This is a genomic window from Streptomyces sp. ADMS (assembly GCF_033441795.1).
Taxonomy (GTDB): Bacteria; Actinomycetota; Actinomycetes; order Streptomycetales; family Streptomycetaceae; genus Streptomyces.
In genome coordinates this window covers 1-22,058 of record NZ_JAVFVX010000030.1, presented here as the reverse complement: position 1 = coordinate 22,058, position 22,058 = coordinate 1, and the positions used below count along the sequence as shown (strand labels likewise).

General features: G+C 69.2%; 20 protein-coding genes. 4 read left to right on the top strand and 16 right to left on the bottom strand.

Annotation, left to right across the window (positions count from 1 at the left end):
- Positions 1-300: 300 nt before the first annotated feature.
- Positions 301-2,097, top strand: coding sequence for a group II intron reverse transcriptase/maturase (gene ltrA, locus RB628_RS15545; RefSeq protein WP_318321009.1), 1,797 nt, complete (start codon positions 301-303; stop codon positions 2,095-2,097).
- A gap of 137 nt (positions 2,098-2,234) precedes the next feature.
- On the opposite strand, the gene RB628_RS15540 is transcribed toward ltrA, so the two are convergent.
- The 6 genes from RB628_RS15540 to RB628_RS15515 form a co-directional block, all read right to left on the bottom strand.
- Positions 2,235-2,507, bottom strand: a complete 273-nt coding sequence (locus RB628_RS15540) for a hypothetical protein (RefSeq protein ID WP_318321008.1) — start codon at positions 2,505-2,507, stop codon at positions 2,235-2,237.
- A gap of 62 nt (positions 2,508-2,569) precedes the next feature.
- Positions 2,570-2,743, bottom strand: coding sequence for a hypothetical protein (locus RB628_RS15535; RefSeq protein WP_318321007.1), 174 nt, complete (start codon positions 2,741-2,743; stop codon positions 2,570-2,572).
- 14 nt (positions 2,744-2,757) lie between these two features.
- Positions 2,758-4,401, bottom strand: coding sequence for a hypothetical protein (locus tag RB628_RS15530; protein WP_318321006.1), 1,644 nt, complete (start codon positions 4,399-4,401; stop codon positions 2,758-2,760).
- Positions 4,398-5,015, bottom strand: a complete 618-nt coding sequence (locus tag RB628_RS15525) for a WhiB family transcriptional regulator (RefSeq protein ID WP_318321005.1) — start codon at positions 5,013-5,015, stop codon at positions 4,398-4,400. The genes RB628_RS15530 and RB628_RS15525 overlap by 4 nt, the downstream gene beginning before the upstream one ends.
- A gap of 122 nt (positions 5,016-5,137) precedes the next feature.
- Positions 5,138-5,893 carry an ATP-binding protein gene (locus RB628_RS15520; RefSeq protein WP_318321004.1) on the bottom strand — a complete coding sequence of 252 codons (756 nt, stop codon included), beginning with the start codon at positions 5,891-5,893 and terminating at the stop codon, positions 5,138-5,140.
- Positions 5,890-6,942 carry a hypothetical protein gene (locus RB628_RS15515; RefSeq protein ID WP_318321003.1) on the bottom strand — a complete coding sequence of 351 codons (1,053 nt, stop codon included), beginning with the start codon at positions 6,940-6,942 and terminating at the stop codon, positions 5,890-5,892. The genes RB628_RS15520 and RB628_RS15515 overlap by 4 nt, the downstream gene beginning before the upstream one ends.
- An 816-nt stretch (positions 6,943-7,758) precedes the next feature.
- Here RB628_RS15515 and RB628_RS15510 point away from each other — a divergent pair.
- A complete protein-coding gene (locus tag RB628_RS15510) occupies positions 7,759-8,664 on the top strand; it encodes a helix-turn-helix transcriptional regulator (RefSeq protein WP_318321002.1) in 906 nt (301 codons plus the stop codon).
- A 39-nt stretch (positions 8,665-8,703) separates the two neighbouring features.
- Here RB628_RS15510 and RB628_RS15505 read toward each other — a convergent pair whose 3' ends face one another.
- From RB628_RS15505 to RB628_RS15495, 3 genes are read right to left on the bottom strand one after another with little or no spacing between them, the layout of a single operon-like run.
- Complete coding sequence (locus RB628_RS15505) at positions 8,704-9,903, bottom strand: amidohydrolase family protein (RefSeq protein ID WP_318321001.1); 1,200 nt, start codon at positions 9,901-9,903, stop codon at positions 8,704-8,706.
- Positions 9,904-9,932: 29 nt separating this feature from the next.
- Complete coding sequence (locus tag RB628_RS15500) at positions 9,933-11,048, bottom strand: MAB_1171c family putative transporter (protein ID WP_318321000.1); 1,116 nt, start codon at positions 11,046-11,048, stop codon at positions 9,933-9,935.
- Between the two features lie 3 nt (positions 11,049-11,051).
- Entirely contained in the window at positions 11,052-11,594 is a 543-nt protein-coding gene (locus tag RB628_RS15495) for a hypothetical protein (protein WP_318320999.1), read from the bottom strand.
- Positions 11,595-12,301: 707 nt separating this feature from the next.
- On the opposite strand from RB628_RS15495, the gene RB628_RS15490 reads away from it, so the two are divergent.
- Complete coding sequence (locus tag RB628_RS15490) at positions 12,302-12,742, top strand: PPOX class F420-dependent oxidoreductase (protein WP_318320998.1); 441 nt, start codon at positions 12,302-12,304, stop codon at positions 12,740-12,742.
- A gap of 123 nt (positions 12,743-12,865) precedes the next feature.
- Here RB628_RS15490 and RB628_RS15485 read toward each other — a convergent pair whose 3' ends face one another.
- Entirely contained in the window at positions 12,866-13,303 is a 438-nt protein-coding gene (locus tag RB628_RS15485; RefSeq protein WP_318320997.1) for a hypothetical protein, read from the bottom strand.
- Positions 13,304-13,681: 378 nt separating this feature from the next.
- Between RB628_RS15485 and RB628_RS15480 the strand changes: the two genes are divergently transcribed.
- On the top strand, positions 13,682-14,854 hold the full coding sequence (locus RB628_RS15480; protein ID WP_318320996.1) for an MFS transporter: 1,173 nt from the start codon (positions 13,682-13,684) through the stop codon (positions 14,852-14,854).
- Between the two features lie 12 nt (positions 14,855-14,866).
- On the opposite strand, the gene RB628_RS15475 is transcribed toward RB628_RS15480, so the two are convergent.
- The 6 genes from RB628_RS15475 to acsA all read right to left on the bottom strand — a co-directional run bounded on the left by RB628_RS15475 (position 14,867) and on the right by acsA (position 21,569).
- Complete coding sequence (locus RB628_RS15475) at positions 14,867-15,856, bottom strand: Acg family FMN-binding oxidoreductase (protein ID WP_412180660.1); 990 nt, start codon at positions 15,854-15,856, stop codon at positions 14,867-14,869.
- A 164-nt stretch (positions 15,857-16,020) separates the two neighbouring features.
- Complete coding sequence (locus RB628_RS15470) at positions 16,021-16,266, bottom strand: acyl carrier protein (RefSeq protein ID WP_318320995.1); 246 nt, start codon at positions 16,264-16,266, stop codon at positions 16,021-16,023.
- Positions 16,263-17,684 carry a 2-oxo acid dehydrogenase subunit E2 gene (locus RB628_RS15465; RefSeq protein WP_318320994.1) on the bottom strand — a complete coding sequence of 474 codons (1,422 nt, stop codon included), beginning with the start codon at positions 17,682-17,684 and terminating at the stop codon, positions 16,263-16,265. The genes RB628_RS15470 and RB628_RS15465 overlap by 4 nt, the downstream gene beginning before the upstream one ends.
- 2 nt (positions 17,685-17,686) lie before the next feature.
- Entirely contained in the window at positions 17,687-18,685 is a 999-nt protein-coding gene (locus tag RB628_RS15460) for an alpha-ketoacid dehydrogenase subunit beta (protein WP_318320993.1), read from the bottom strand.
- A 2-nt stretch (positions 18,686-18,687) separates the two neighbouring features.
- Positions 18,688-19,782 carry a pyruvate dehydrogenase (acetyl-transferring) E1 component subunit alpha gene (pdhA, locus tag RB628_RS15455; protein ID WP_318320992.1) on the bottom strand — a complete coding sequence of 365 codons (1,095 nt, stop codon included), beginning with the start codon at positions 19,780-19,782 and terminating at the stop codon, positions 18,688-18,690.
- Entirely contained in the window at positions 19,779-21,569 is a 1,791-nt protein-coding gene (gene acsA / locus RB628_RS15450) for an acetate--CoA ligase (protein ID WP_318320991.1), read from the bottom strand. The genes pdhA and acsA overlap by 4 nt, the downstream gene beginning before the upstream one ends.
- Positions 21,570-22,058: the final 489 nt, after the last annotated feature.

The window sequence follows — 22,058 nt, the reverse complement described above, 5'->3', positions numbered from 1 at the left end:
TCTTCGAAATGCGGAACACGGAAACCCTGACGGGGTCCGGAAGTAGTTCCGGTAAGCCGACCGCAAGGAAGGCCCAAGTCCCCAGCAGGAACAGGATGGTCCAAGAAGCGAAGGCCGGTCGGCCGAAAGGCCAGGGGAAAACCGGGCGGCGGCCCTCTCTGCCCGCTGTTCGCCATAACCCGCCGGATACGGGCCCGTGTGGCCCGGCCCGAAAGGGCGCCCACGTGGACCAGGTGAGCCTTTGAAGCACCAAGGCAAGGCAACCGGAACCGACGGACAAGTTAGATACCGGAGGCGGACATGAGCACCATCAGGGCGGCTGCAGCCACCCGCCCGCCCGAGGGGAACGGACCCGAGGGCGGGGCCTCCGACTGGCACGGGATCCACTGGGCCAGATGTGAGCGCGACGTACGGCGGCTGAGGCAGCGGATCTTCAAGGCGACGCAGGACGGGGACCTGAAGAAGGTCCACAATTTGCAGAAGCTCATGCTGAGAAGCCACAGCAACACGCTGGTGAGCGTGAAGCGGGTGACCCAGCAGAGCCAGGGCCGCAAGACGGCGGGCATCGACGGGGAGACAGCCCTCACCCCAGCGGCGAGGGCACGATTGGTGGCAGAATGCCGTCAATCGTCCGCCCCGTGGAAAGCCCAGCCGGTCAGGCGGGTCTACATCCCCAAGGCCAACGGCAAGCAGCGCCCACTCGGGATCCCGGTCATTCGTGACCGGGTGCTCCAGGCACGCGTGAAGAACGCGCTGGAACCGGAGTGGGAGGCGCGGTTCGAGTCGCGATCCTATGGATTTCGCCCCGGCCGTAGCTGCCAGGATGCCATCGCTTCCATCTTGCAGACGGCGCGCGGCTCGCGAGCGAGGCGTCGTTGGGCGTTGGATGCGGATCTGGAAGGGGCCTTCGACCGCATCAGTCACGATCATCTGACGGCCATGCTCGGGCAGTTCCCCGCCAGGGACCTTGTCCGGGGCTGGCTGCGGGCGGGCGTGATGGATGCCGGGAGATGGGCGCCGAGCGTGGAGGGCACTCCACAAGGCGGCGTCATCAGCCCTTTGCTGCTGAACATTGCGCTGCACGGGATGGAACAGGCAGCGGGATTCCGCGCCGACGGGTATCGAACGCGTGCTCACCACGCGTCCGTCGGTGTGCCCGTACTGGTCCGCTATGCCGACGACTTCGTGGTGCTCTGCCACGACGAGGAGGAGGCATACCGGGTCAAGGAGGAGCTGAGTGTCTGGCTGGCGCCGCGAGGTCTGCGCTTCAACGAGGCGAAGACGAAGGTCGTTCACCTCGATGAGGGGTTCGACTTCCTGGGTTTCACGATCCAGCGGCACGGCGACAAGCTGAACATCAGGCCGAGTAAGGCGGCTTGCAACGCGCTGCGGAAACGGCTGCGGACGGATATGCGGATCCTTCGGGGTGCGCCTTCCCAAGCGGTCATTGTGAAGTTCAACCCGCTTGTGAGGGGTTGGACGGCGTATTACCGCAGTGCGGCGTCGCATCAAGTGTTCTGTTCCATGGACGCTTACATGTTCAAGCTGCTCTACAAGTGGGCTAAACGCGGTCACGAGAACCGTTCGGGGCTGTGGATCAAACGCCACTATTTCGGCAGGTTCAACAAAACTAGGCGCGACAACTGGGTATTTGGTGACCACGCGAGTGGCGCCTACGTTCAGAAGTTCGCCTGGACGCGTCATGTAATGCATCACCCCGTCAAAGGCGCGGCATCTCCGGATGATCCGGCCTTGGCGGATTACTGGCAGAAGCGTCGCCGCAGCACAGCGCCACCGCCGATGGACAAGACGAGTCTGGTTCTGGCGGCCCGGCAGAAGGGTCTGTGCCCTCTCTGCGGGCGGGCGTTGATCGAAGGAGCGGAATACGAGCCGGACAATCTGCGGGAATGGATTGACTGGTTCGCCGCGACGAAGAAGATGTTGAACAAGCATCACTTCGTCTACCGCAGCAGCGGCGGCACGGATAGACGGACCAACCTCCGCCTTGTTCATGCCGATTGTCACCGTTCGTATCATGCAGACGACGGAAATCGGGACGTAAGTTACCGTCCAGCGGAGCCCTCGCGGCTTGCTTGAGCCGGATGCGGTGAAAGTCGCACGTCCGGTTCTGAGGGGGCCGGGACCCAGCGATGGGTCCCGGCTACCCGACCGCTCAGCAAGCGAGTTGGGGACCGGCTCATCCGGTGTGGGAGTGGGGCTCGTAGTCGAGTTCGTCATCGGGTGCGGTTCCTGGTGGCGCGGAGTCGGTGCTGGATTTCGGCGGCGAGGTCCACCATGGCGGCCGGTCCGTCGAGGACACGGACGTACGTTTCGGGTGTGTCCTGGACGAGCCACTGGCCGTTCGGCGCCAGCACTGCCGCGTGCAGGAGCTGGTGGTGGATCAGGACGTCCGCCCAGGCGGCGGCCTCGGCGGCGGTGGGCGTGTACGTCCGTGGGCGTGGGCGTCGGATGGCGTTTTCCTTCCGGAGGGGGCGGTGGCCCCGCACGAAGCCGGGCCACCGCAGCGATTGAGTGCAGTGGAGTCGCCTGACCTGCGTCTAAGCAGGTGTCAGCCGCACTCGGGGCAGCGGGCGAAGTGCCGGCTCATCGCCCTGGCCATATTGCCTTTGAGCGTGATCGCCTGCTTCGCGCTGGTCTTGGCCGATGGGGTGCCGGCTTTGCGCTCCGCATAGGAGGTCAGGAAGCGGATGTCCTTCTCGAAGTCGGACTTGATGTGCGACATGCGCGGGCACGTCCTCACCGTGCACTCCTCTTCTTCGTGGTGGACGTGGCCGTTTCGTGGCGCAGACGCTCCAGGACCGGCGTAAGGCGGTCGTTGCGGATGCCGATGTCGTGCGCGCGCATGATCTCCCTGAGCTGGCTGCGCGTGACCTCGGCGTTCCCGTCCCGTTCCAGCAGCTTGGGCACGTGGGGACGGAGCTGGGTGACGAGCTGGTCCACACTCACCTTCCCCTGCCTGCGGGACGGCTTGCCCTGACCACCTCGGGACCGGTTTCGGGACGCCTTCGGCCTCCTGCGCGCGGGGACCGAGTGGGGACGGTCCCCGCCCGACTCGGTCCCCGTTCCGGTGTCGGGGTCACCGTGGTCCCCCTCGTTGGGGACCGGTTGGGGACGGTCCCCGTTGGACTCGGTCCCCGTTTCGGAGTCGCGGGCATCGTGGTCCCCATTGGGGACCGGCGTCGGGGACGGAAGATCTGGGCTTTGAGCTGCGGTTTTGTCCCCGTGTTCCGGGTTCGCGTCCGTGCGGTCCCGTGTGGTGTCGGTTCCGGGGAGCGCGTTGTCCCGGTCCCCAGTCGGCGTGCGGTCCCCGGTTTCGGGGGCCGCGGGGGGACGGTCCCCGCTTTCGGCGGGTGCCGTCTTGGGGACCGGATCTGCATGGTCTTCTTCGGGACCGTCCCCGATCGGTGTGGTGTTCGCATTGGGGACCGTGAGCAGACGGATCGGCCGGTCCCCGGATGCCGTCCCGTCGGCGAGGGGCGGGCGGACGGGATCGTGGGCCGTGTGCTCCGCGTCCTGTGACGGGTGAGTCCAGGGCGAGGGCAGGTCGACCGTCGCGAGCGCGGTGGCATGGCGGCGGGCGGCGAGCTGGTCCAGGAGAGCGCGCCTTTGCTGGAGGTCGGTGCCGACGCCGGCCTTGGCGAGGGCCTTGGACAGCCGCCGGGTGATCAGCTGTCCCCGCCAGCTCTGGCGGCTCTTGGCGGAACGTTCCGCCAGGCGGGCGGCCAGGGCGACTGCCTTGGCGGTGGCGCGGTCGCGGGTGATCTGGGCGGCGTCCCGGTCGCGTTCGGCGATGCCGAGGCGGGAGAGCAGACGCTCGCGTGCTTCCCGTCCGAGGGTGGCCAGGATGCCGTGCGAGGCGGCGCCGGGTTTGCGTAGGCGCAGCTCGATACCCATGGCCTGGTGCCACAGCATCGCCGCCATGATGGGGCCGACGAAGGCCCTCACGGTCCCGCCTACCGGGCCGGACTCGGCGTAGGCGGGGATCACCTGCACGCCGGTGATCATCCAGACCAGGACTCCAGGCAGGCCCGGTGCGCCCTGGGAGGTGAGGTTCTGGCGGGCCATCAGCGCGGTGGCGAACAGCGCCAGTTCGGCGGCGCCGAACATGGCGGCACGCTCGGCGGTGCCGGCCATGTCGAGGTAGTCGGCGGCGAACCGCCAGCTGGTGTCGGCGCTGTAAGCGGTGCAGCCGATCGCGGCGAGCGCGGCGACCCACACCGCCAGCGCAGACGACCGTTCCGTTCTGGCGCGGTCGCGGCGGCGCAGGGTAAGCCACCCGCCCACGAGTACGGCGAGGACCGGCAGCACAACGGCGGCGGTGATCACGGGCGACAGCCCGAAGGGGACGGCAGCCAGGGGGATGGCGGTGGGGTGGGTCATGCTGCCCTTCCGAGCGCGGTGATCAGAGCGTGGGTGTGCACCTGCCGGGGCACGGGCGAGGAGGTGACCTCGTCCCCCTCGTCGTCGGGCGTGGGCTCGGCCTCGTCGTACAGGCCCCAGTAGCGGTCGCGGTCGGCGACGGCATGGGCCGCTCGACGCATCAGGTCCCGGGCCCAGTCGAGTTCGAGCTGGAGGGTGTAGGCGAGGCGCTCGGGGGACCATCCGCGGGCGTAGGCGTGGCGGACGACAGCCTCACGTTCGGCGTCGCTGAGGTGCACGTCGCGGCCCTGGAAGGCTGCCTTGACCCGCGCGTAGTCGAGGCGCTTGCTGACCCGGGCGTGCCAGGGGCGGCGCTCGATCTCGGTCAGCCCGCCCCACATCCCGTGCCGGATGTCGTTGTCCAGGGCGTAGTTGAAGCAGTCCTTCTTGACCGGGCACCGGCCGCAAATGGACTTGGCCTCCGAGGCGGCCTCGTGGTCCCGTGGGGCGTGGAAAAACAGCTCGTCGGCGTCCTCGGCCGGCATGCCATAGCACAAGCCCCGGGCGTTCCAGCTGTGGTCGGCGATCCCGCGCAGTGTCGGGCGCGCGGTGTCGTTCGTGGTGATGGTGCGCAAGTCAGTCTCCGGGTACGCCTCAGCGGTCGTGCGGCACCAGCGTGGCTGGGCGCGGTGATGAGGCGGGGCAGGGGCGCGGCGGTGCCGCACCGGAGGTGAAGTCGGTTGCGAGAGCGGCCGGTTCAGCGGCGCTGGAAGCGCCGGTCCGGGCCGCTGAAGTGGACCGGTGTGCACATGCCGGACAGGCGGGACAGGACGCGGTCGCCGATCACGTCGCGCAGGACCGGCTGTTGCGGGGGCACGTCGCGGTCGCGGACCGGCGGCAGGTTCGTGGTGAAGATCGTCGGCAGGCGGTTCTGGCAGCGCCAGTTCACCAGCCGGTAGGTGATCTCCTCCGTCCACTGCGAGCCCTTGGCGGCGCCGAGGTCGTCGAGCAGCAGTAGCGGCACCCGCACGATCCGGCGCAGCATGTGCTCCGGGTCCACGCCGGACTGTGGGCGCATGTCGGCGTACAGGTCGGCGGCAGTCGTCGCCTGCCAGGACACGCCGCACCCGGCGGCGGTCAGGGCCCGGATCGCGCCGTACGCCTGATGCGTCTTGCCCGCCCCGGTGCTGCCCCACAGCAGCAGCGACGGGCCGTGCGCGATCCGCCGGCGTCCGGCCTTGCCATAGTGCGGGTTGAGGCCGCCGGCGTTCGGCTCGACCGCGGCCTCGGTGATGGAACGGACCCAGGCGGCGACGTCGGGGTGCTCGACCACGGCGTCGCGGTAGTCGACCGGGATACGCACCTGCGCGGCCTCCAGCGCCGGGATCGGCTCCGGGGTGTCCGGCAGCGGCGCAGTCGGGTCGATGCCGCGTTCGGTCAGCCTGGCCTCCAACCGGGCGCGCAGCCGCTCGCCGATGGCGGGCTGAGGGTCGACGAGGTGTGCGCGGGTCACAGGTGGCCTCCGAACGTCGTCGGCTCGGTCGGGTTGAGGTAGGGCGTGTATCCGGAGGTGCTGGCCCAGGGCCCCGCGCCGGAGGCGGATGACGCCGCCGAGGTGGCCTGCGGGGCTGCGTTGACGACCTCGTTCACCAGGCTCGGCAGCACGCTCGGGTGCAGGCCCTTGGCCCGCAGCCGCTCCAGGGCCGTGCGGATGTCCTGCGGGTCGAAGCGCTCGTCCAGCAGAACCCGGATCTTGCGCCCCAGGAGCCCGAGGACGTCCTCCGGCGGTCGGCGCTGGCAGTCCCGGACGTACTCGGCGACCAGCTCCTTCGCGGAGACCGATCCGGGGACGGCGTCGGGTGCGGGCGCCTCGCGCCCCCTAGGTACAGATCCAGGATCCAAGATCCTAGATCCAGAGCGGGAGTCTTCCGGGAGTCCTCCCGTAGTCCTCCGGGAGTCCTCCGGGACTGCCGTCTGACCTGCACTTTTCCCCGGCGGTGCCGCAATGGATGAAGCTGGGCCAGTCTGCGGCACGGACACCGGCTCTCCGGGGGCCGTCGTGGTCTCTGCGGGCTGAGTGGCGTCCGCGACTGGGCGGTGCACCCCTCCCTGCGGGCTCCCGGAGTGCTCCGGGAGGGTTCCGTGAGACGTCACGGACGGTGCCGTGCGCGTGGTGGGGCAGGCGCCGGTCTGGCACTTTCCGCACGGCTGGTGGTCCTGGTGGCGGGTGCAGCGCGGCACCCGGGACGCCGTGGCCTTGTTGATCTTCTGGTGCTGCTCCCACGTCACGACGTGCAGCCAGGTACGTCCGTCGCATCCGGTGTAGCGGCATATCACCCCGGCGGTGGCCAGCTCCTCCAGGTCCTGGGCGACGTGCGCGGCGGTGTGCTCCGGGCGTAGTGCCCACAGCCGACCGGCGATGATCGCCGGATGGTCGCGGTGACGGCCGGAGTCGTCAGCCTGCGTCAGCAGCCCGATGAAGGTGAGCATGGCGGTCACCGAGCACTCCGCCAGCGACTCCGACTCGAACATCTCCGGCTTGACGGTGCGGATACGTGCCATCAGGCATCACCGCCACTCCGCCGCACTGACGGGGTGGCAGGGGCACAGGCTGCCGCGCAGGCCGGGGTCTTCGGCCTTTCACGCAGGGCAGTCGGCATGCGAAACTCTCCCTTGAAGCAGATCCGTTCCGGTGCTGGTGGAAAGGGACCAGAGCGGATTCGTTGGGTGATCTCCGCGCCCTTCCCGGGGCGCGGGTGTCCTGGCCGTTTGGCGTCTGAGAGTTCCCGCTCTCAGGCGCCGTCGGCGTTTACGGGGCCGTGGCCCGTTGCGGTGGGCGGTGCGCGCCTCACGCGTCTCCTTCCGTGCTGGTCGCCGGGCGGATGCCCGGCGGGGGACCAGCAACATACGTGTGGCCTGCGAAGACATCCAGACTTAGCTCTTGCCTTCTCGACAACTCGTCGGGCGGCGCCCAGGGCGGGTCGAGGAGGCGGAGCGAGGCGAAGGAGAAGTGATCCCCGGAGTCAGGCGTCGCACGCACCGAGCGCTGGCCGCTGGGCTTAAGGGGTGCTGCGGCATGGCGCGGACTTCCTGACGGGGAGGGGAGAAACGGGGTATCCACTGCGGAGCCGGGGGGACTACTGCTGGGACTGCTGACCCCCAGGCACGCGGTGGAACACGCCGCGCCGCCGCGAAGAGGGGACCTCTCACACGAGGTGCGGGACCTCACCGCAGCCCAGAGGTGCTGGTGGGGAGGCCGAATCCAGAGGGCGAGCGGTATGCGAAGGCGCTCTGTTTTCGCTACGCTGAAGCTATTCCCACCAGAAGTAAAAGTCAACAAGATGCATTCACTTCAACTTGGAGAAAAAGCGAGGTCTGATGCCTGCCCGTCACTTCGACCGAGACCGTGCTCGCGCGGTACGGCGAGCTGCCGACATCTTCCAGAGTGAAGTGGCGGCAGAGCTGGGCGTGTCCGACTCCGCGGTGGCGAACTGGGAGGCTGGCCACTCCTCGCCCGATCCGGAGAAGCTGCCCGCATACGCGGCGGCCCTCAGGGGCGACCTGGACGATCTGTTTCCCCGTCGCGGCCTGCCCGATCTGGCTGATCTGCGCTGCGACGCCGGCATCTACCAGTACGAGACGGCCGAGGTGATCGGAACCAAGAGCGCTGGCCCGGTCGCGGGAGCCGAGCGAGGCGACCGTCGACTCAAGGACAGATACGTCCCGGCCCTGGCAGAGAAGTATGGCGTCAGCGAAACGGAGTTGCGCCGGGCCGAGGATCGTTCCCTGGCCGCCGCAGAGGCGAGGAAGAACGGCACGACGGGGGAGCCCGGAACCCAAGACGCCACGGCTCCGGACTCGAGCGGGGCGCCGGGATCCCTCGCCGAGAAGATCACTCTGCTCCTGCAGCGCTCCTACCCCGGTCCGCAGGGACCCCCCTCGGACGCCGAGATGGCGGCCGAGGTGAATGCCCATGCCGGGGCGGAGATCATCACCGGGGAAGACTTCGCCGATCTTCGGGCCGGCGTCACGGACACGGCGCCGCCCGTGGTCCTGGATGCGCTGGCCGCCGTTGTCGGTGTGTCCCGGATGTACTTCGAGCCGGACGAGGCCGTGGCCGCCCAGGTCTATGAGGGTCTCCAGCTGCTGGCCGCCGCGAAGAAGGGCGCCGTGGGCCGGGTGCGAGCTCGCGGCCTGGGTCCGCGGGGTCTGTCGCCCAAGGCGTTGGCGCTGGTCAACGAGCTGGTGGCGGAGATGACGGAGAAGGAAGCGGACACCAAGTAGTCCGGCCCGCAGCTTCTGGGCTGCGGGCCGGCGGCGTGGCTACTGCTGCTTCTCTGCTGGCCAGCTTGCCTCGTGCACCCGTCCTGCCGCGATCACGGCACGGATCTGCTGGAGAGCACCGAGGTCGTCCAGCGGATCTCCGCCGACGATCAGCAGGTCCGCGCGGAGCCCGGGCGCGATCCGGCCCGTCTGTCCGCCCAGCCCCAGGGCTCCGGCCGCGTCCGCAGTGGCCATGTCGAGGATCCGGCTGTTGGGCAGGCCCAGGTGCTCGTAGAACGCGAGCGCCGGCACGAGCCCGTCGAACCCGGCCCGCTGAACGCCGGCGTCGGTTCCGGCGATGAGCTTGGCGCCGGCTTCGGCCATCTCGCGGACCAGGGCGAACATGGCTGCTGCCCGCTCTTCTCCGAAGAAGCGGGGCAGCATCTGCCAGTGCGGGCTGACGGCCGGGCAGACCGCGATGCCCTGGTCGATGATCTTCTTCAGGACGTCCTGACGGAGGTCGAATCCGTCGCTCGTCATCCAGGTGCAGTGCTCGATCGTGTCCACGCCGGCGTCCACGGCCGCGGCGATGCCGTCCGCTCCGTGCGCGTGCGCGGCCACCGGCACTCCGGCCTGGTGTGCCTCGTCCACCAGGGCCTGGAGTTCCTCTGCGGAGAACTGGCTCTGCCAGCTCTTCGGCCCGTCCTTGGTCAGGCCGCCGCCTGTCACCATCGCCTTGATCACGCCGGCACCCCCAGCGAGGTTGCGGCGCACGAGATCACGGACCTCGGCCACGCCGGAGACCTCACCGCCCAGGAAGTGGCAGTGGCCTCCGGGCGGGGTAGCCGGTGTGCCCGCGGACACGATGCGAGGGCCGGGAGTGCTGCCCCGGCTGATCTCTTCGTTGAGGCGGAGAGCCAGGCCGTTGCGGTCGCCCAGGTCGCGGACCGTGGTCACACCGCTGGACAGGAGCTGCTCCGCGCGCTGGCGCATGGCCTGCAGCAGGCTCTCGTCGCTGGACTCGTGGAGGGTGGCCACCGGGTCGCCGCCGCCGTCGAACGCGAGATGCACGTGGGCGTCGATCAGTCCGGGCACCACCGTCGCGTCGGGAAACGCCAGTTGAGCCGTGTCTGCCCCGGCGCGGTCGGCGAGCTGCGTGCGCGGCCCGACTTCGGTGATCGAGTCGCCCTCGACGAGGACGGCGCCGTCCTCCAGGTATGTCCCGGACCCGGTCAGGACCCGGCCGGCGGTGATCAGCATCTCGTCTCGTCTCCCTCGTTCTTCCACGGTCACGCGGTCAGCCGGAGCGCTTCCGACACCGCGATCAGCTGACGGACATCAGCGTTCCGGTCGTCTTCCTGCGGCACCGCCAGGGCGACCGCCTGACCCGGTGCCGGGACGCCGTTCTTGACCATGGTCACGGCGGATCGCAGGCGCCGGGCCAGCTGGGCTGGCTCAAGGTCCAGCAGGCCGGTGCCGTCCTCCCCGCGCACCAGGTAGGGGCTGATGTCGACCAGTCCATCACGGCATTCCACTATCCGCCGGTGGTAGCGGCGGTGCACGCCACGCGCCCGCCACCGGTCCCAGAACCCGCGGGAAGCAGGGCGCAGCTCATTCTCCGGATAGACCTCGATCAGCAGCTGCCACAGCGAGGTCAGCCGACGGTGATCCCGCCGCCGGCGCAGCCACAGCCGCGTCGCCGTGATCCTGGCGCGGACCCCCGAATATGTGATGCCCACGACGAAGAGCAGACTCGACACCACCAGCCCGACCGCCACGCCCGCCATCAGCTGGTGCGACACGGTTCCCCCGCTCCACCGGACGGCGACGAAGACCGCGCGCACGGCACAGGCCACCGCCATCATGCCGAGGCCGATCGCGGTCAACCACAGCCCCGTGGCGTGCGGGCGCCGCGACATGCGGGCATAGCGGGCGGACCAACGTCCCGCAGCACCGAGCGCGTACATCAGGTACAGACCGGCGCCGGCATAGAAGAAGGCGACCTGGGGGATCGTCATGTCCGCCGTGCTGAACGAGCCGGCGAGCGCCTCGTGCGGCACGCTCACGGCCGCCACGATGATCGCCACTGCGACCATTACCACGACGACGGCTTCCCATCGAGCGCGACGCCGAGCCGCTTGCCCGTCGGCCGAGTACAGGTAGAAACACATCAGGAAGTAGACCGTCCCCAACAGCAGGACGTTCTGGACCAGCTTCGCCGTGCCGTGCCCGGCCACGGTGTCGATACCGGTGGTGCCCCCCGGCATGGCCACCGGATACGACAGGCCCGCGCTCAGGAGGGAGAGGGCGACCGACCGGGTGGGACCGTCGTGCGGGGCGCGCGACCAGAGGTAGAGCCGCCATATGACAGCAGCCGCGATGATCAGCAGGAGTATCTCGGTCACGGACTACAGCCACCCTCGCCGGTCGCCCAGGGCGGACTGAACCCGGCGTACCTCCGGGTCCTCCGACAGCGGCGGGAGTTCGTCGAGCACCGAGGACCACTCCAGGATGATCGTGGCCGCGAGCTCGACCGAGCACTCCTCCTCTTCCTCGTACGAGCAGCGGCGGGCGACCCGCCGGATCAGCTTGGGATCGAGTACGGGGATGAGGGTTGCCCAGCCCTCGACGAAGTCGTCCGGGGACTCCTCCGGCGACTCCGTGGCATGGTCCCCCTCCCACTCGGCGACGAGGATGTGGAGGATCTCGTGGAGGATGATCTGCCGCTGGTGCAGCCGGGTCGTCTCCTGCTGGTAGAGGATCACGTCCATATCCGGCGTATCGATCCACAGCCCCGAGGGCCCCGGCTTCTCCAGCGGGAAGGGGCGCAAGACGATCGGGCGTCCGCGCCTCTCACTGAGCGCCCGGACCAGCTCCTCCACGTCCAGGGGCGGGTGAATGCGGAGGTTGCGCAGCTCTTGCCGCAGCCGACGGTGGAGGTCGCGCTCCACGGTCCGCTTCTCAGTCGTACGCCACCGCCCCAACCGCCGGCGGATCGCCTGCTCTCGCGCAGGCACCGGAGATTCCGGAGCGCCGCGACGACTTTCTCCCGGAGACATTGAGCAATCCCTTCGTACCGGCCGATCTGGGCTCCTACTCGGAGCCGGGCGCCGGCCACCACGGGTCAACGATTTTCGGGTCCCCGGACGGCACTCATGAAGGTGATCACGGACGCCGAGACCAGCATCGACCGAAGGGCGCACGCCGACCCCAGCGATTGAGTCGCGAGGACACGCTCGATCCCCTCGGGACACACACGGTCGCTAGCGCGAACGAGCATTCGGCCAGGTCGAAGCCCTTCGGTGAGGCTCACGGGAACAGTCTCGGACCCTACGTGAGGCTCGTATGTGATCAAGGCCGGAAATCGACATCTCGAAGATCAATGAAAGGTAGTGATCAGTGCCAATAAAACCTGCTAAATCATCCATTCCCGAGTTTCGATCATGGCCCTGAACTGCTGATTCGCTTGTGGTCATTTTGGTCGCTCACGCATGGCGGGCTCACATTTCTGTTACCGGTTTGAGATATTCCGCAAGGGTGCAATGCGGGCATGTCGTAGTCAATACCGCATAGTGTCGGCTCCCTGAGTGTGAGGGCTTGTGTGGAAGCGGTCACTTCTGCGTCAATCCGCGAGGCGCTCCGCGTTACGATCCCGGGCATGCCTAGTGACAAATTCAGCCAGACGTCTGGACACTCTGAGTTCTGGAATGAATACCATCTGTGCACGCTGACCACTCTGCGGCCAGACGGAAGTCCGCATGTGGTGCCCGTCGGAGTCACCGTTGATACCGACGCCGGAGTCGCTCGGGTTATCACACGCAAATCAAGCAAGAAGGTCGCCAATATTCAGGCGCTCCGTCCTGGCGAAGCCCGCGTGGCCGTTTGCCAGGTCGACGGAGGACGCTGGGCCACCCTGGAAGGCACGGCCGAGGTGCTCACCGACGCGGCAGCGGTCGACGATGCCGTGGCGCGCTACGCCGACCGGTACGGACGGACTCCGGCCCCGGACCCCGAGCGCGTGGTCATCAAGATCAGGATCGAGCGGGCCATGGGACTGGCCACGCTTCCCCGCCCTGCGTCGACTGAACCTGCTGCGTGAGCTGGCCTCCCGTCCTGTTGCCGTCAGGCGGCGGCACGCGGTGCGGGTCGTTCCCCACACAGTCCTCAGCGCCGACGGGCTCTTGAGGCTGGCGTTGGCGCGGCGTCCCAAGTGACGTGACGCTCAGCTGTTGGTGATGGCAGCGTCGCGGAGCATCTCGAAGAGCCTCGGAATCTCGTCCTCCGTGGCCTTCGTCGACATCGCGAGATAGCCGATCACGGACGGGCTTAGTTCCCTGACCGCAGGGCCTTCGGCTGTCTTGGCCCATCGTCGGTAGGCATCGATAGGCACTGCTGTGACGGCGGTGGTGGGATCGTTGTCCACCTTGGCCTCGGCTGCTGCCTTGTATTCGCCGTCGAGGTCTGGGGCAATGCCGAGGCGGAAGAGCATGGATATTTGTCCGAAGCGGTCGGCGAGGTCGATGGCCACGTCGAGGATGTCTCGCTCGGAGTCTTCACGGTGTGACAGCGCGTTGACCGCGTCGGTGTCACGGTCCCAGACGGCCTGAAGGTAGGCGACGGCAGTAAGGATCTCGACCTGCGTCATGTCGGCCGCCGTCATGGCGCTGCGGGTCCTTCATCGTGGACCGCCGCCCCGGCCCATCGGGTGGACGCACGCGACGTCGAACTTGCCCTTATGCCCCGATTTCTTCCGATATTTGATGAGCGGAGTGTCCCTCGGTTGCCAGTGGTAGCCGCACCGTGTACGCCACCGTCAGGGGCCGGAGGGCGCCGGTCCTGGGCCGGGACTGCCCATACCCGGGTTGCCGGACCCCTCGCCACCATGGTGGGCGCGTCGCCGGTATTCGCCCACAGTGTCCGGAAAGATCGTGAGCCGTGGCGATGACCGACGCGTGGTCGTTCGGGAGAGGAGGGGCCGTTGAGGCGCCCTGGCACACCGGAGCCTGGTAGGACGCCGGCTTCAGCGCAGCCGACGCGGATGCTGGCTCTGGCCACGGCCGGGTTCATGGTCGGCTTCTGGGCATGGGCTCTGCTGGGGCCGCTCGGACCGACGCTCCGCGAGGACCTGGGCCTCAGCTCGTTCCAGCAGTCCCTGGTCGTGGCTGTGCCGGTCATCGTCGGCTCGCTCGGCCGGATCCCGGTCGGAGCGCTGACCGACCGCGTCGGCGCCCGCCGGATGTTCCCTCTCGTCACCGCCCTGACCGTCCTGCCCGTGCTCTACCTGGGCCAGCTGGCCGACTCGCTGGCCGAGTTCCTCATCGGCGGCTTCTTCCTCGGGTTGGGCGGCACCACGTTCGCCGTCGGCGTGCCGTTCGTCAACGCCTGGTATCCGCCCGAGCGGCGCGGCCTGGCGCTCGGCATCTTCGGTATCGGCACGGGGGGCACCGCCATCTCGGCGTTCACCACCGTGCAGCTGGCTGATGCCGTCGCCAGCAGCTTCCCCTTCACCCTCGTCGCCGGCATTCTTGCCGTCTACGCCGTCACTGCCCACTTCCTCCTGCGCGACCAGCCGGAACGCGCCGTCCCGGTTGGCTCGCTGCTCGCGCGCACCACGGCCACCATGCGAATGCGCACCACATGGCAGCTGGCCTTCCTCTACGCGGTGGCCTTCGGAGGCTTCGTCGCCTTCAGCGTCTACCTGCCCACCTACCTCACCACCGCCTATGATCTCGGCCGCTCCGACGCCGCCCTGCGCACCGCCGGCTTCGTCGTCCTCGCGGTCGCCGCGCGCCCGGTGGGCGGCTGGCTGTCCGACCGGCTCCACCCCGTACCGGTGCTCATCGGGGCCTACGCTGCCGTCGCCGCACTCGCCCTCCTTGCCTCCTTCGAATTCGCGCTGATCCCGATCGGGACACTGGCCTTCCTCGGCATGGCCGCAGCCCTGGGCACCGGCTCAGGCGCCGTGTTCGCCCTCGTCGCCCGCCTCGTACCGGCTGACCAGATCGGATCGGTCACTGGCGTTGTCGGTGCCGCCGGCGGCCTGGGTGGCTTCTTTCCACCCCTGGCCATGGGCGCGGTGTACGGGATCGCTGACGACTACACCTGGGGATACCTGCTCCTGGCCCTCACGGCGGCCGCCACCTGTGCTTTCACCGCCACCGTGGTCCGGCAGCACGCCATGCGCCGAGGGGTCCACGGGCGGAATGCTTGACTTCTCCGACGGTCACTCGATGTCGAGTACGTCGCGCACGGGGCGTCGTGGCGTGGCGGGACCTTGGGGGCCGTATCCGAGGCGGAGCACGATCTGGACGTACCCCATCGCTGTCAGGGGGTCGCGTGCCAGCCAGCGCAGGTCGCGCGATTCCAGGGCGTGGGAGGTAAGGGAAGTGGCCAGGCCCTGCAGGGTGGCCAGGAGCAGGACGCGTTCCAGCGCTTGGCCCGCGCGCAGCCAGTCGGTCGGCTGGTCGTCGGCGGTGCCCAGGAGGACCAGGTGAGGTGTGTGTTCGAAGGTGGCCGTGCCGCGGTCGGTTACCGTGCGACGGCCGGCGAAGTCGCGCACCGGGGCCTTGCCGTTTCGCTTACGAGGGCCGAAGGCGTACGCGGGGATGCCGTCGGCCGCGGTGTCGGCGGTGACGTCATCGAGCCGGGTCCAGCGAGCCACGTCCTCGAAGGCGGCGGGGTCCAGGGTGTCGCGGCCCTCGGCGTCGTGGGCGAGGTCGAGCAGGGTCTCGCTGTGCCAGGCGGAAGGGAAGGCCAGCTGCGCTCCTTCCTGGCGGGCGGCGTCACCGAGCTCGGCCTGGATGTCGGCGGGTATCTCCTTTTCGGCGAAGGGATAGCGGCTGGTGTGACGGCGGTGGATCGCCGGGTACAGCGCGGTCAGGGAGTCGTCGGGACGCGTGGGGTCGGCCAGCTGCACTGACGCGAGCAGTTCCGGGTCCGAAGGCTCGGGCAGCAGGCGGGCCGTCAGATCCCAGCCCGCGTGGGCCGCGGCCACGCGCAGGTTGAACAGGGCGGCACCGCAGCCGAGGTGGAGCGCGCGGTTGGTGGGGTCGGAGTGTGGCATGGCGCGCTCGAGGTCCGCGCGCAGGTGGAAGGTGCGGGCACCGGACAGGAAGCGGAACTTCCATGGCTGCGCGTTGTGCATGGAGGGAGCGGCAGCGGCGTCCTCCACAAGGGCGGTCACTGTCTTCGCGTCGAATGGTTGGTGCTGCACCTCGCGCCTCCCTTCGGGAGCCGAGGACCTGGTGCGCAGATGCGCGGCATGCCGTCGTCTCCACGATAGGCCGGGATGCAGGTCGGCTGCCGCCCGGCGGGCCGGTACGAGAGAGGAGCAGTAAGGCGCCGCCTGGCTTCGGTTGTGTCGCGGGCCGGACCCGCTCACTTCGAGCGGGCGACGAGGAAGTCGGTGCTCGCGGACAGCGTGGTGAGCTGTGGGGTGTCCTCGTCGTCGATACGGACCCCGGTCCGTTCACTTAGCGTCTCGACGAAACTCAGGAAGTCCAGCGAGTCCATTTCGAGTGCGTCGCGGAACTGATCGTCGGGCCCAACGGCGGTGAAGTCGGCGTCAGGGATGACGCGGGTGATCGATTCCTTGACGATGTCCAGTGCTTCGGTACGCTTCACAGCTGCTCCGGGTTCTGCAGGAGGCGGTCGACCACAGTCAGGTAGCGGGCTCCGACGGCGCCGTCGGTTGCCCGGTGGTCCGCCGACAGGGTGGCAGTGACGACGGGCCGTATGCCGAGCAGGCCGTCGACGGCCAAGGGGCGGTCCACGACCCGTCCGAAGCCGACCAGGGCCACCTGTGGCGGGTAGATGACACCGAAGACGGCTTCCACGCCCTGATCACCGAGATTGGTGACCGTGATGGTCGAGCCGGACACTTCCGAGCCGCGGAGCCTGCCGGTGCGTGCGCGGGCGACCAGGTCCTTCAGAGAGGTCATCAGCTGGGGGAGTTCGAGCGTGTCGGCGTCGCGCAGGGCGGGGGCGACGAGCCCGCCGCCCCGCAGCGACACGGCCACACCGAGGTGGACGCCGTCGCCTGCCGTGAAGTGGTCGTCGGTCCAGAAGCCGTTGAGCTCGGGGACTTCCCGGGCTGCGAGGGCCGCGGCCTTCAGAAGCAGGGCAGCGGGAAGCAGCCGCTCGCTGACCGATGTGCGCCGGTTGTGCTCGTGCAGCCAGTCCATGGCAGTGGCCATGTCGACGGTCGTGGACAGGTAGTAGTGCGGGATGTCCCGGTTGGCGCGGGCCATCAGTCCGGCGATCGCCTGGCGCATCGCGGCTGACCGGTCATCCGAGGGACGCACCGGGGCGGTGACGTGGCGTGCGGGCGGGGCCGTGGTTGCCGGTCCCGGGGCCGCATCGCGCACGTCGGTCGCCTGGACGGCGCCGTGCTTGCCGGTTCCCGTCACCGCCGTCAGGTCGACGTCCAGTTCGGCGGCGAGTCGGCGGGCAAACGGGGTGGCTCGTACGCGTGATGGCGGAGCGGCAGCCGCGGCGGCAGCGGCGGCCGCGGCTGCCTGTTCGACATCGGTCCGTGTGACGCGCCCTCCCGGCCCGGATCCTTTGAGTGTCTCCAGTTCGATACCGCGGCGTTCGGCGAGGTGCCGGAGCAAGGGGCCGGCTTCGATGTGCCCGCGCTCGTGTTCGTGGGCGGCGGGCGGCTCGGGGCGGCCTGCGCTGGTTTCTGGCCGGGTGGGGGCCGGCGTGCGTTGTGGCGCCCGCCGGATTGGTTGCTTCGCCTCAGTCTTTTCGGGCTTTCTGAGCTTCTCGCGCTTCCGGGGCTTTTCTGCTTTCTGGGGCTTTTCCGCGGTCGGCTGGATCAGTGCGAGGGCCGTGCCGACGGGTACTGTCGTGCCCGGCTCGACGAGCAGCTTCCCGATCGTCCCGGTGTCGAAGCACTCCACCTCGATCGTGGACTTGGCGGTCTCGACGACCGCGACGGGATCGCCTTTGCGGACCTGGTCGCCGGGCCGGACCAGCCACTCCAGGAGCGTGCCCTCGTCCATGTCGGCGCCCAGGGACGGCATGGTGAACTCGGCCATGGTCAGCCCACCGCCCGGTGTGCCGCCGCGACGATGTCGGCGGTCTGCGGCAGAGCGGCCTCCTCGAGGCGCCGGGCGTACGGGATGGGGACTTCCGCGCTGCACACCCGCTCCACGGGGGCGTCCAGTTCGTAGAAGGACTCCTCGGCGATGCGGGCGGAGATCTCGGCGGCGAGGCTGCCGGTGCGCCAGGCTTCGTCGACGATTACCGCGCGGTGCGTGCGGGCCACGGTGGCGGTGATGGCTTCGTTGTCGAGGGGCCGGAGCGTGCGCAGGTCGACGACCTCGGCGCTGATGCCCTCGGTGGACAGCTCGTCCGCCGCCGCCAGCGCCTTGGACAGTGAACCGCCGTAGGTGATCAGGGAGATGTCGGTGCCGGGGCGGCGGACCGTGGCGTGATCGATGTCCACGGGTGCGGCGGGCGGGGAGAGTTCACCGGAAGCGTTGTAGAGGCTTCCGTGCTCGAAGATCAGCACGGGGTCGGGGTCGGCGAGCGCCGGGGCGAGCATGTGGCGGGCGTCCTCGATGGTGGCCGGCGCGAGGACGCGGATGCCGGGGATGTGTGCGTACCAGCCCTCCAGGCTGTGGGAGTGCTGGGCGGCGAGCTGTCGTCCGGCGCCTGTGGTCATGCGGATCACCAGGGGTACGGGGAGCTGGCCGCCCGACATATGGAGCAGAGTGGCGGCGTTGTTGAGGATCTGGTCGAGAGCGAGCAGGCTGAAGTTGACGGTCATGATCTCGACGATGGGCCGCATCCCGGCGAGGGCGGCGCCGATGCCCGCGCCCACGAAGGCGGACTCCGACAGCGGTGTGTCGCGGATTCGTTCGGGCCCGAACTCTTCCAGCAGTCCGAGGCTGACGCCGAAGCATCCGCCGTAGCGGCCCACGTCCTCGCCCATGAGGAAGACGCGGTCGTCGGCGCGCAGCGCATCCCGCAGCGCCTCACGCATGGCCTCTCGGTAGGTCGTCTTCGCCTCCTTCGGCTGCCCATCCGCGCTCATGGTCACCTCACCTCCCCCGGGGCGCTGGTGACATGGAGGAGCAGGTCTTCGACCGGTTCCTCCGGTGCCTGTTCGGCCGTTTCGACGGCGCGGTCAATCTCGTCGGTGGCGCGATGCTCGATCCCGGTGAGTTCCTCGTCGCCCAGCTCATTGTCCTGGCGCATGCGGTCCATGAGCTGGCTGATGGGATCCCGGGTCTTCCAGTGCTCGATCTCCGCCTTGTCGCGGTAGCGGTCCGGGTCGTACATGGAGTGGGCGCGGAAGCGGTAGGTGCGCGCCTCGAGGAAGTGGGGGCCTGCGCCGGCCCGGATGGCTTCGGTGGCCCGGCGGGCGGCGTTCTCCACGGCCTCGACGTCCATCCCGTCGACGGCCCAGGCGACCATGCCGTACGAGGCGGCGCGCATGGCCAGGTCGGTCTGTGCCTCGTGCCGTTCGAGGGCTGTGCCCATGGCGTAGAGGTTGTTCTCGCAGACGAGCAGGAGCGGCAGGTTCCACAGGACGGCGAGGTTCGCCGTCTCGTGGAACTCGCCCTCGGCGAAGGCGCCGTCGCCGAAGAAGCAGCAGGTGACGCGGGGCTGTTCGCGCATGCGGTCGGCGAGGGCGAGACCGGCGGCCAGTGGGAGACCGCCGGCCACGATCGCGTTGCCCCCGTAGAAGCGCCGGCTCGCGTCGAACAGGTGCATGGACCCGCCGTGGCCTCCGCTGCAGCCGGTCGTTCTGCCGAACATCTCGGCCATGACGGCATCGGCGGGGATGCCGCGGGCGAGTGCGTGGCCGTGCTCGCGGTAGGTGGAGACCACCGCGTCCTCGGGGGTCAGCGCCTGGTTGATGCCGACGGCGACGGCCTCCTCGCCGATGTAGAGGTGGACGAAGCCGCGGATCTTCGCTGCGCTGTACAGCTCGACGCATCGTTCCTCGAAGCGCCGGATGCGCAGCATGACCTCCAGCAGATCCATCCTGTGCACGGCGTCCGGTCCAGCGGCCGGAACCTCTGTCCGGGCGGTCTTCTTGCTCGTCGGGGTCTTCTTCGCGGCCGCCTTGGCGGGCTTCGGGGTTCCCGGGGCCTTCCTGGCACGGGTGTTACGGGCCACGCTCATGAGGATCCCTCCAACGTCGACAAGTCGCCGGTGGGCAGACCGAGTTCACGCGCACGCAGCAGGCGGCGCATGACCTTGCCGCTCCGGGTCTTGGGCAGGTTCTGGTCGAAGGCGATCTCCCGGGGCGCGACGGCCGGGCCCAGCCGGCGACGGGCGAAGGCCAGCAACTCCCGCTCCAGGTCCTGGGTCGCCTCGACGCCGGGGCGCAGTGACACAAACGCCTTGACGACGTTCCCGGCGACGGGGTCGGGCCGGCCGATCACCCCGGCCTCCGCGACCGCCGCGTGCTCCATCAGCGCGCTCTCCACCTCGAACGGGCCGATCAGATGCCCCGCCGACTTGATGACGTCGTCCGCGCGCCCCACGAACCAGTACCAGCCGTCCGCGTCCCGCCTGACCAGGTCGCCGGTCAGATACCAGTCGTCGGCGAACGCGGCCTCGTAGCGCTCCTTGTCGTGCAGATAGCCGCGGAACATGGACGGCCAGCCCGGCCGCAGCGCCAACTCGCCCTCCACGTCGGGGCTGTCCACCTCCGTGACCCTGCCGTCGGTGATCAGGGCCCGGCCGTCCTCGCCCTGCTTCAGCACGGCGACCTCGACACCGGGCAGCGGCCGCCCCATCGAGCCGGGCCGGATCTCGCAGGCCGCGAAGTTCGCGATCATGATGCAGCCGGTCTCGGTCTGCCACCAGTTGTCGTGCACCGGCAGGCCCAGCACCTCCTGGCCCCACACCACGGCCTCGGGGTTGAGAGGCTCGCCGACGGAGGCGATGAACCGCAGAGCCGACAGGTCGTAGGAGCGCGGCAGATCGTACGGGCCTTCGCGCGGCGTGGCGCGCATCAGCATGCGCAGGGCCGTGGGCGCGGTATACCAGACGCTGACCCGCTGCTGGCCGAGGATCCGGTACCAGCGCCGGGCGTCGTAGTCGCCCTCGTCGACGACGACCGTCACGCCGTGCACGAGCGGGGCGACGATGCCGTACGACATGCCGGTGACCCAGCCGGGGTCGGCCGTGCACCAGTACACGTCCTCGGGGTGCAGATCGAGCGCGTACGCGGCCGTGGCGTAGTGGGCGACGACCGCTTCGTGGACGTGGACGGCGCCCTTGGGGGTGCCGGTGGTTCCGCTGGTGAAGTGCAGCAGCGCCATGTCCTCCGGCGAGGTCGGCGGGATGGTGAAGCTGTCCGAGGCCGCGGACATCAGGTCGTCGAAAGAGAGCGTGTCGGGAAGTTCGTCGGTTCCGGGTCCGACGATGAGGACATGTTCGAGGACGTCGAGAGACGCCCGCCGGGCGGCGACCTTGCGCCGGTACAGGGCTGCGGTGGTCACCAGCACGCGGGCGTCGCCGAGCCGCAGCCGCTGTTCCACCGGGTCGGGGCCGAACGCGGAGAAGAGCGGGCACAGGACGCTGGTGTTCTTCAGCGTGCCGAGCACCGCGGTGTAGAGCTCGGGACAGCGGCCGAGCAGGGTGAACACCCGGTCCCCATGGCCGACGCCGAGTGACCGCAGGACGTTGGCGAAGCGGGCCGTGCGGTGGGCCAGTTCGCCGTACGTGACGGTCGAGACGGCGTTGTCACGGGTTACGCACCTCAGCGCGACCTTGTCGCCGAGGCCCGCAGCCGTGTGCCGGTCGACTGCTTCGTGCGCGATGTTCAGCCCGCCGCCGGGCAATCCGGCCAGCTCGGTGCGCGCCTGCGACCAGGTGAAAACGGAACGAGCCCGGTCGTAGTCGGCGAGATTCGGCGGGACGCCCGGTGCGGTGTCCTTGGAGATCGTCTTCCAGTGCATGGGCGCTCCTCCCGACGCCTGCCTCTCTCCAGAGTCGCCCGGCCTGGGCCGGGCCGCACTGCGGGGCCATGCCGACCGGCCCCCGACGAGACTTGGCGGGGCGGTGATGGTTCACGGAGGTGCAGATCCGGCGGGGGAAGCCAATGGCGATTGTGCGGGCTCTCGGCACCGTAGGCCCCGCTGGAGCGACTGGCCGCAGCGGTCTTCCGGCATCGTGGAGCCGAGGGCTGCCCGCTTCTCGCGGACCCGGATTGCGCGGTGCGCGGTTTCGCTCCGCTTCGCCGCATCCCATCAGACCCTCGGCTCACTTCCATAGCACCACAACCCACCCGTGAGTAGTAGGGCCGCACGGCCCAGGCCGAGCGGCTGACAGAGCTTGATGACACCCAGGGGCGGGTCGCGGCTGCTCTCGGCCCGGGTGCTCTACCCGCGGCGCAGTACGACCTTGAGGGCGCCGGTGTCGGTGCCGTGGGAGAAGACCTCGTAGGC

Excerpts from the sequence above, each read along its gene's own strand:
- RB628_RS15480 (WP_318320996.1), top strand. The coding sequence starts at position 13,682 with ATGCTGGCTCTGGCCACGGCCGGGTTCATGGTCGGCTTCTGGGCATGG.
- RB628_RS15490 (WP_318320998.1), top strand. The coding sequence starts at position 12,302 with ATGCCTAGTGACAAATTCAGCCAGACGTCTGGACACTCTGAGTTCTGG.
- acsA (WP_318320991.1), bottom strand. The coding sequence starts at position 21,569 with ATGCACTGGAAGACGATCTCCAAGGACACCGCACCGGGCGTCCCGCCG.
- RB628_RS15530 (WP_318321006.1), bottom strand. The coding sequence starts at position 4,401 with ATGACCCACCCCACCGCCATCCCCCTGGCTGCCGTCCCCTTCGGGCTG.
- RB628_RS15535 (WP_318321007.1), bottom strand. The coding sequence starts at position 2,743 with ATGTCGCACATCAAGTCCGACTTCGAGAAGGACATCCGCTTCCTGACC.
- ltrA (WP_318321009.1), top strand. The coding sequence starts at position 301 with ATGAGCACCATCAGGGCGGCTGCAGCCACCCGCCCGCCCGAGGGGAAC.
- RB628_RS15460 (WP_318320993.1), bottom strand. The coding sequence starts at position 18,685 with ATGAGCGCGGATGGGCAGCCGAAGGAGGCGAAGACGACCTACCGAGAG.
- RB628_RS15510 (WP_318321002.1), top strand. The coding sequence starts at position 7,759 with ATGCCTGCCCGTCACTTCGACCGAGACCGTGCTCGCGCGGTACGGCGA.
- RB628_RS15505 (WP_318321001.1), bottom strand. The coding sequence starts at position 9,903 with ATGCTGATCACCGCCGGCCGGGTCCTGACCGGGTCCGGGACATACCTG.
- RB628_RS15485 (WP_318320997.1), bottom strand. The coding sequence starts at position 13,303 with ATGACGGCGGCCGACATGACGCAGGTCGAGATCCTTACTGCCGTCGCC.
- RB628_RS15465 (WP_318320994.1), bottom strand. The coding sequence starts at position 17,684 with ATGGCCGAGTTCACCATGCCGTCCCTGGGCGCCGACATGGACGAGGGC.
- pdhA (WP_318320992.1), bottom strand. The coding sequence starts at position 19,782 with ATGAGCGTGGCCCGTAACACCCGTGCCAGGAAGGCCCCGGGAACCCCG.
- RB628_RS15515 (WP_318321003.1), bottom strand. The coding sequence starts at position 6,942 with ATGGCACGTATCCGCACCGTCAAGCCGGAGATGTTCGAGTCGGAGTCG.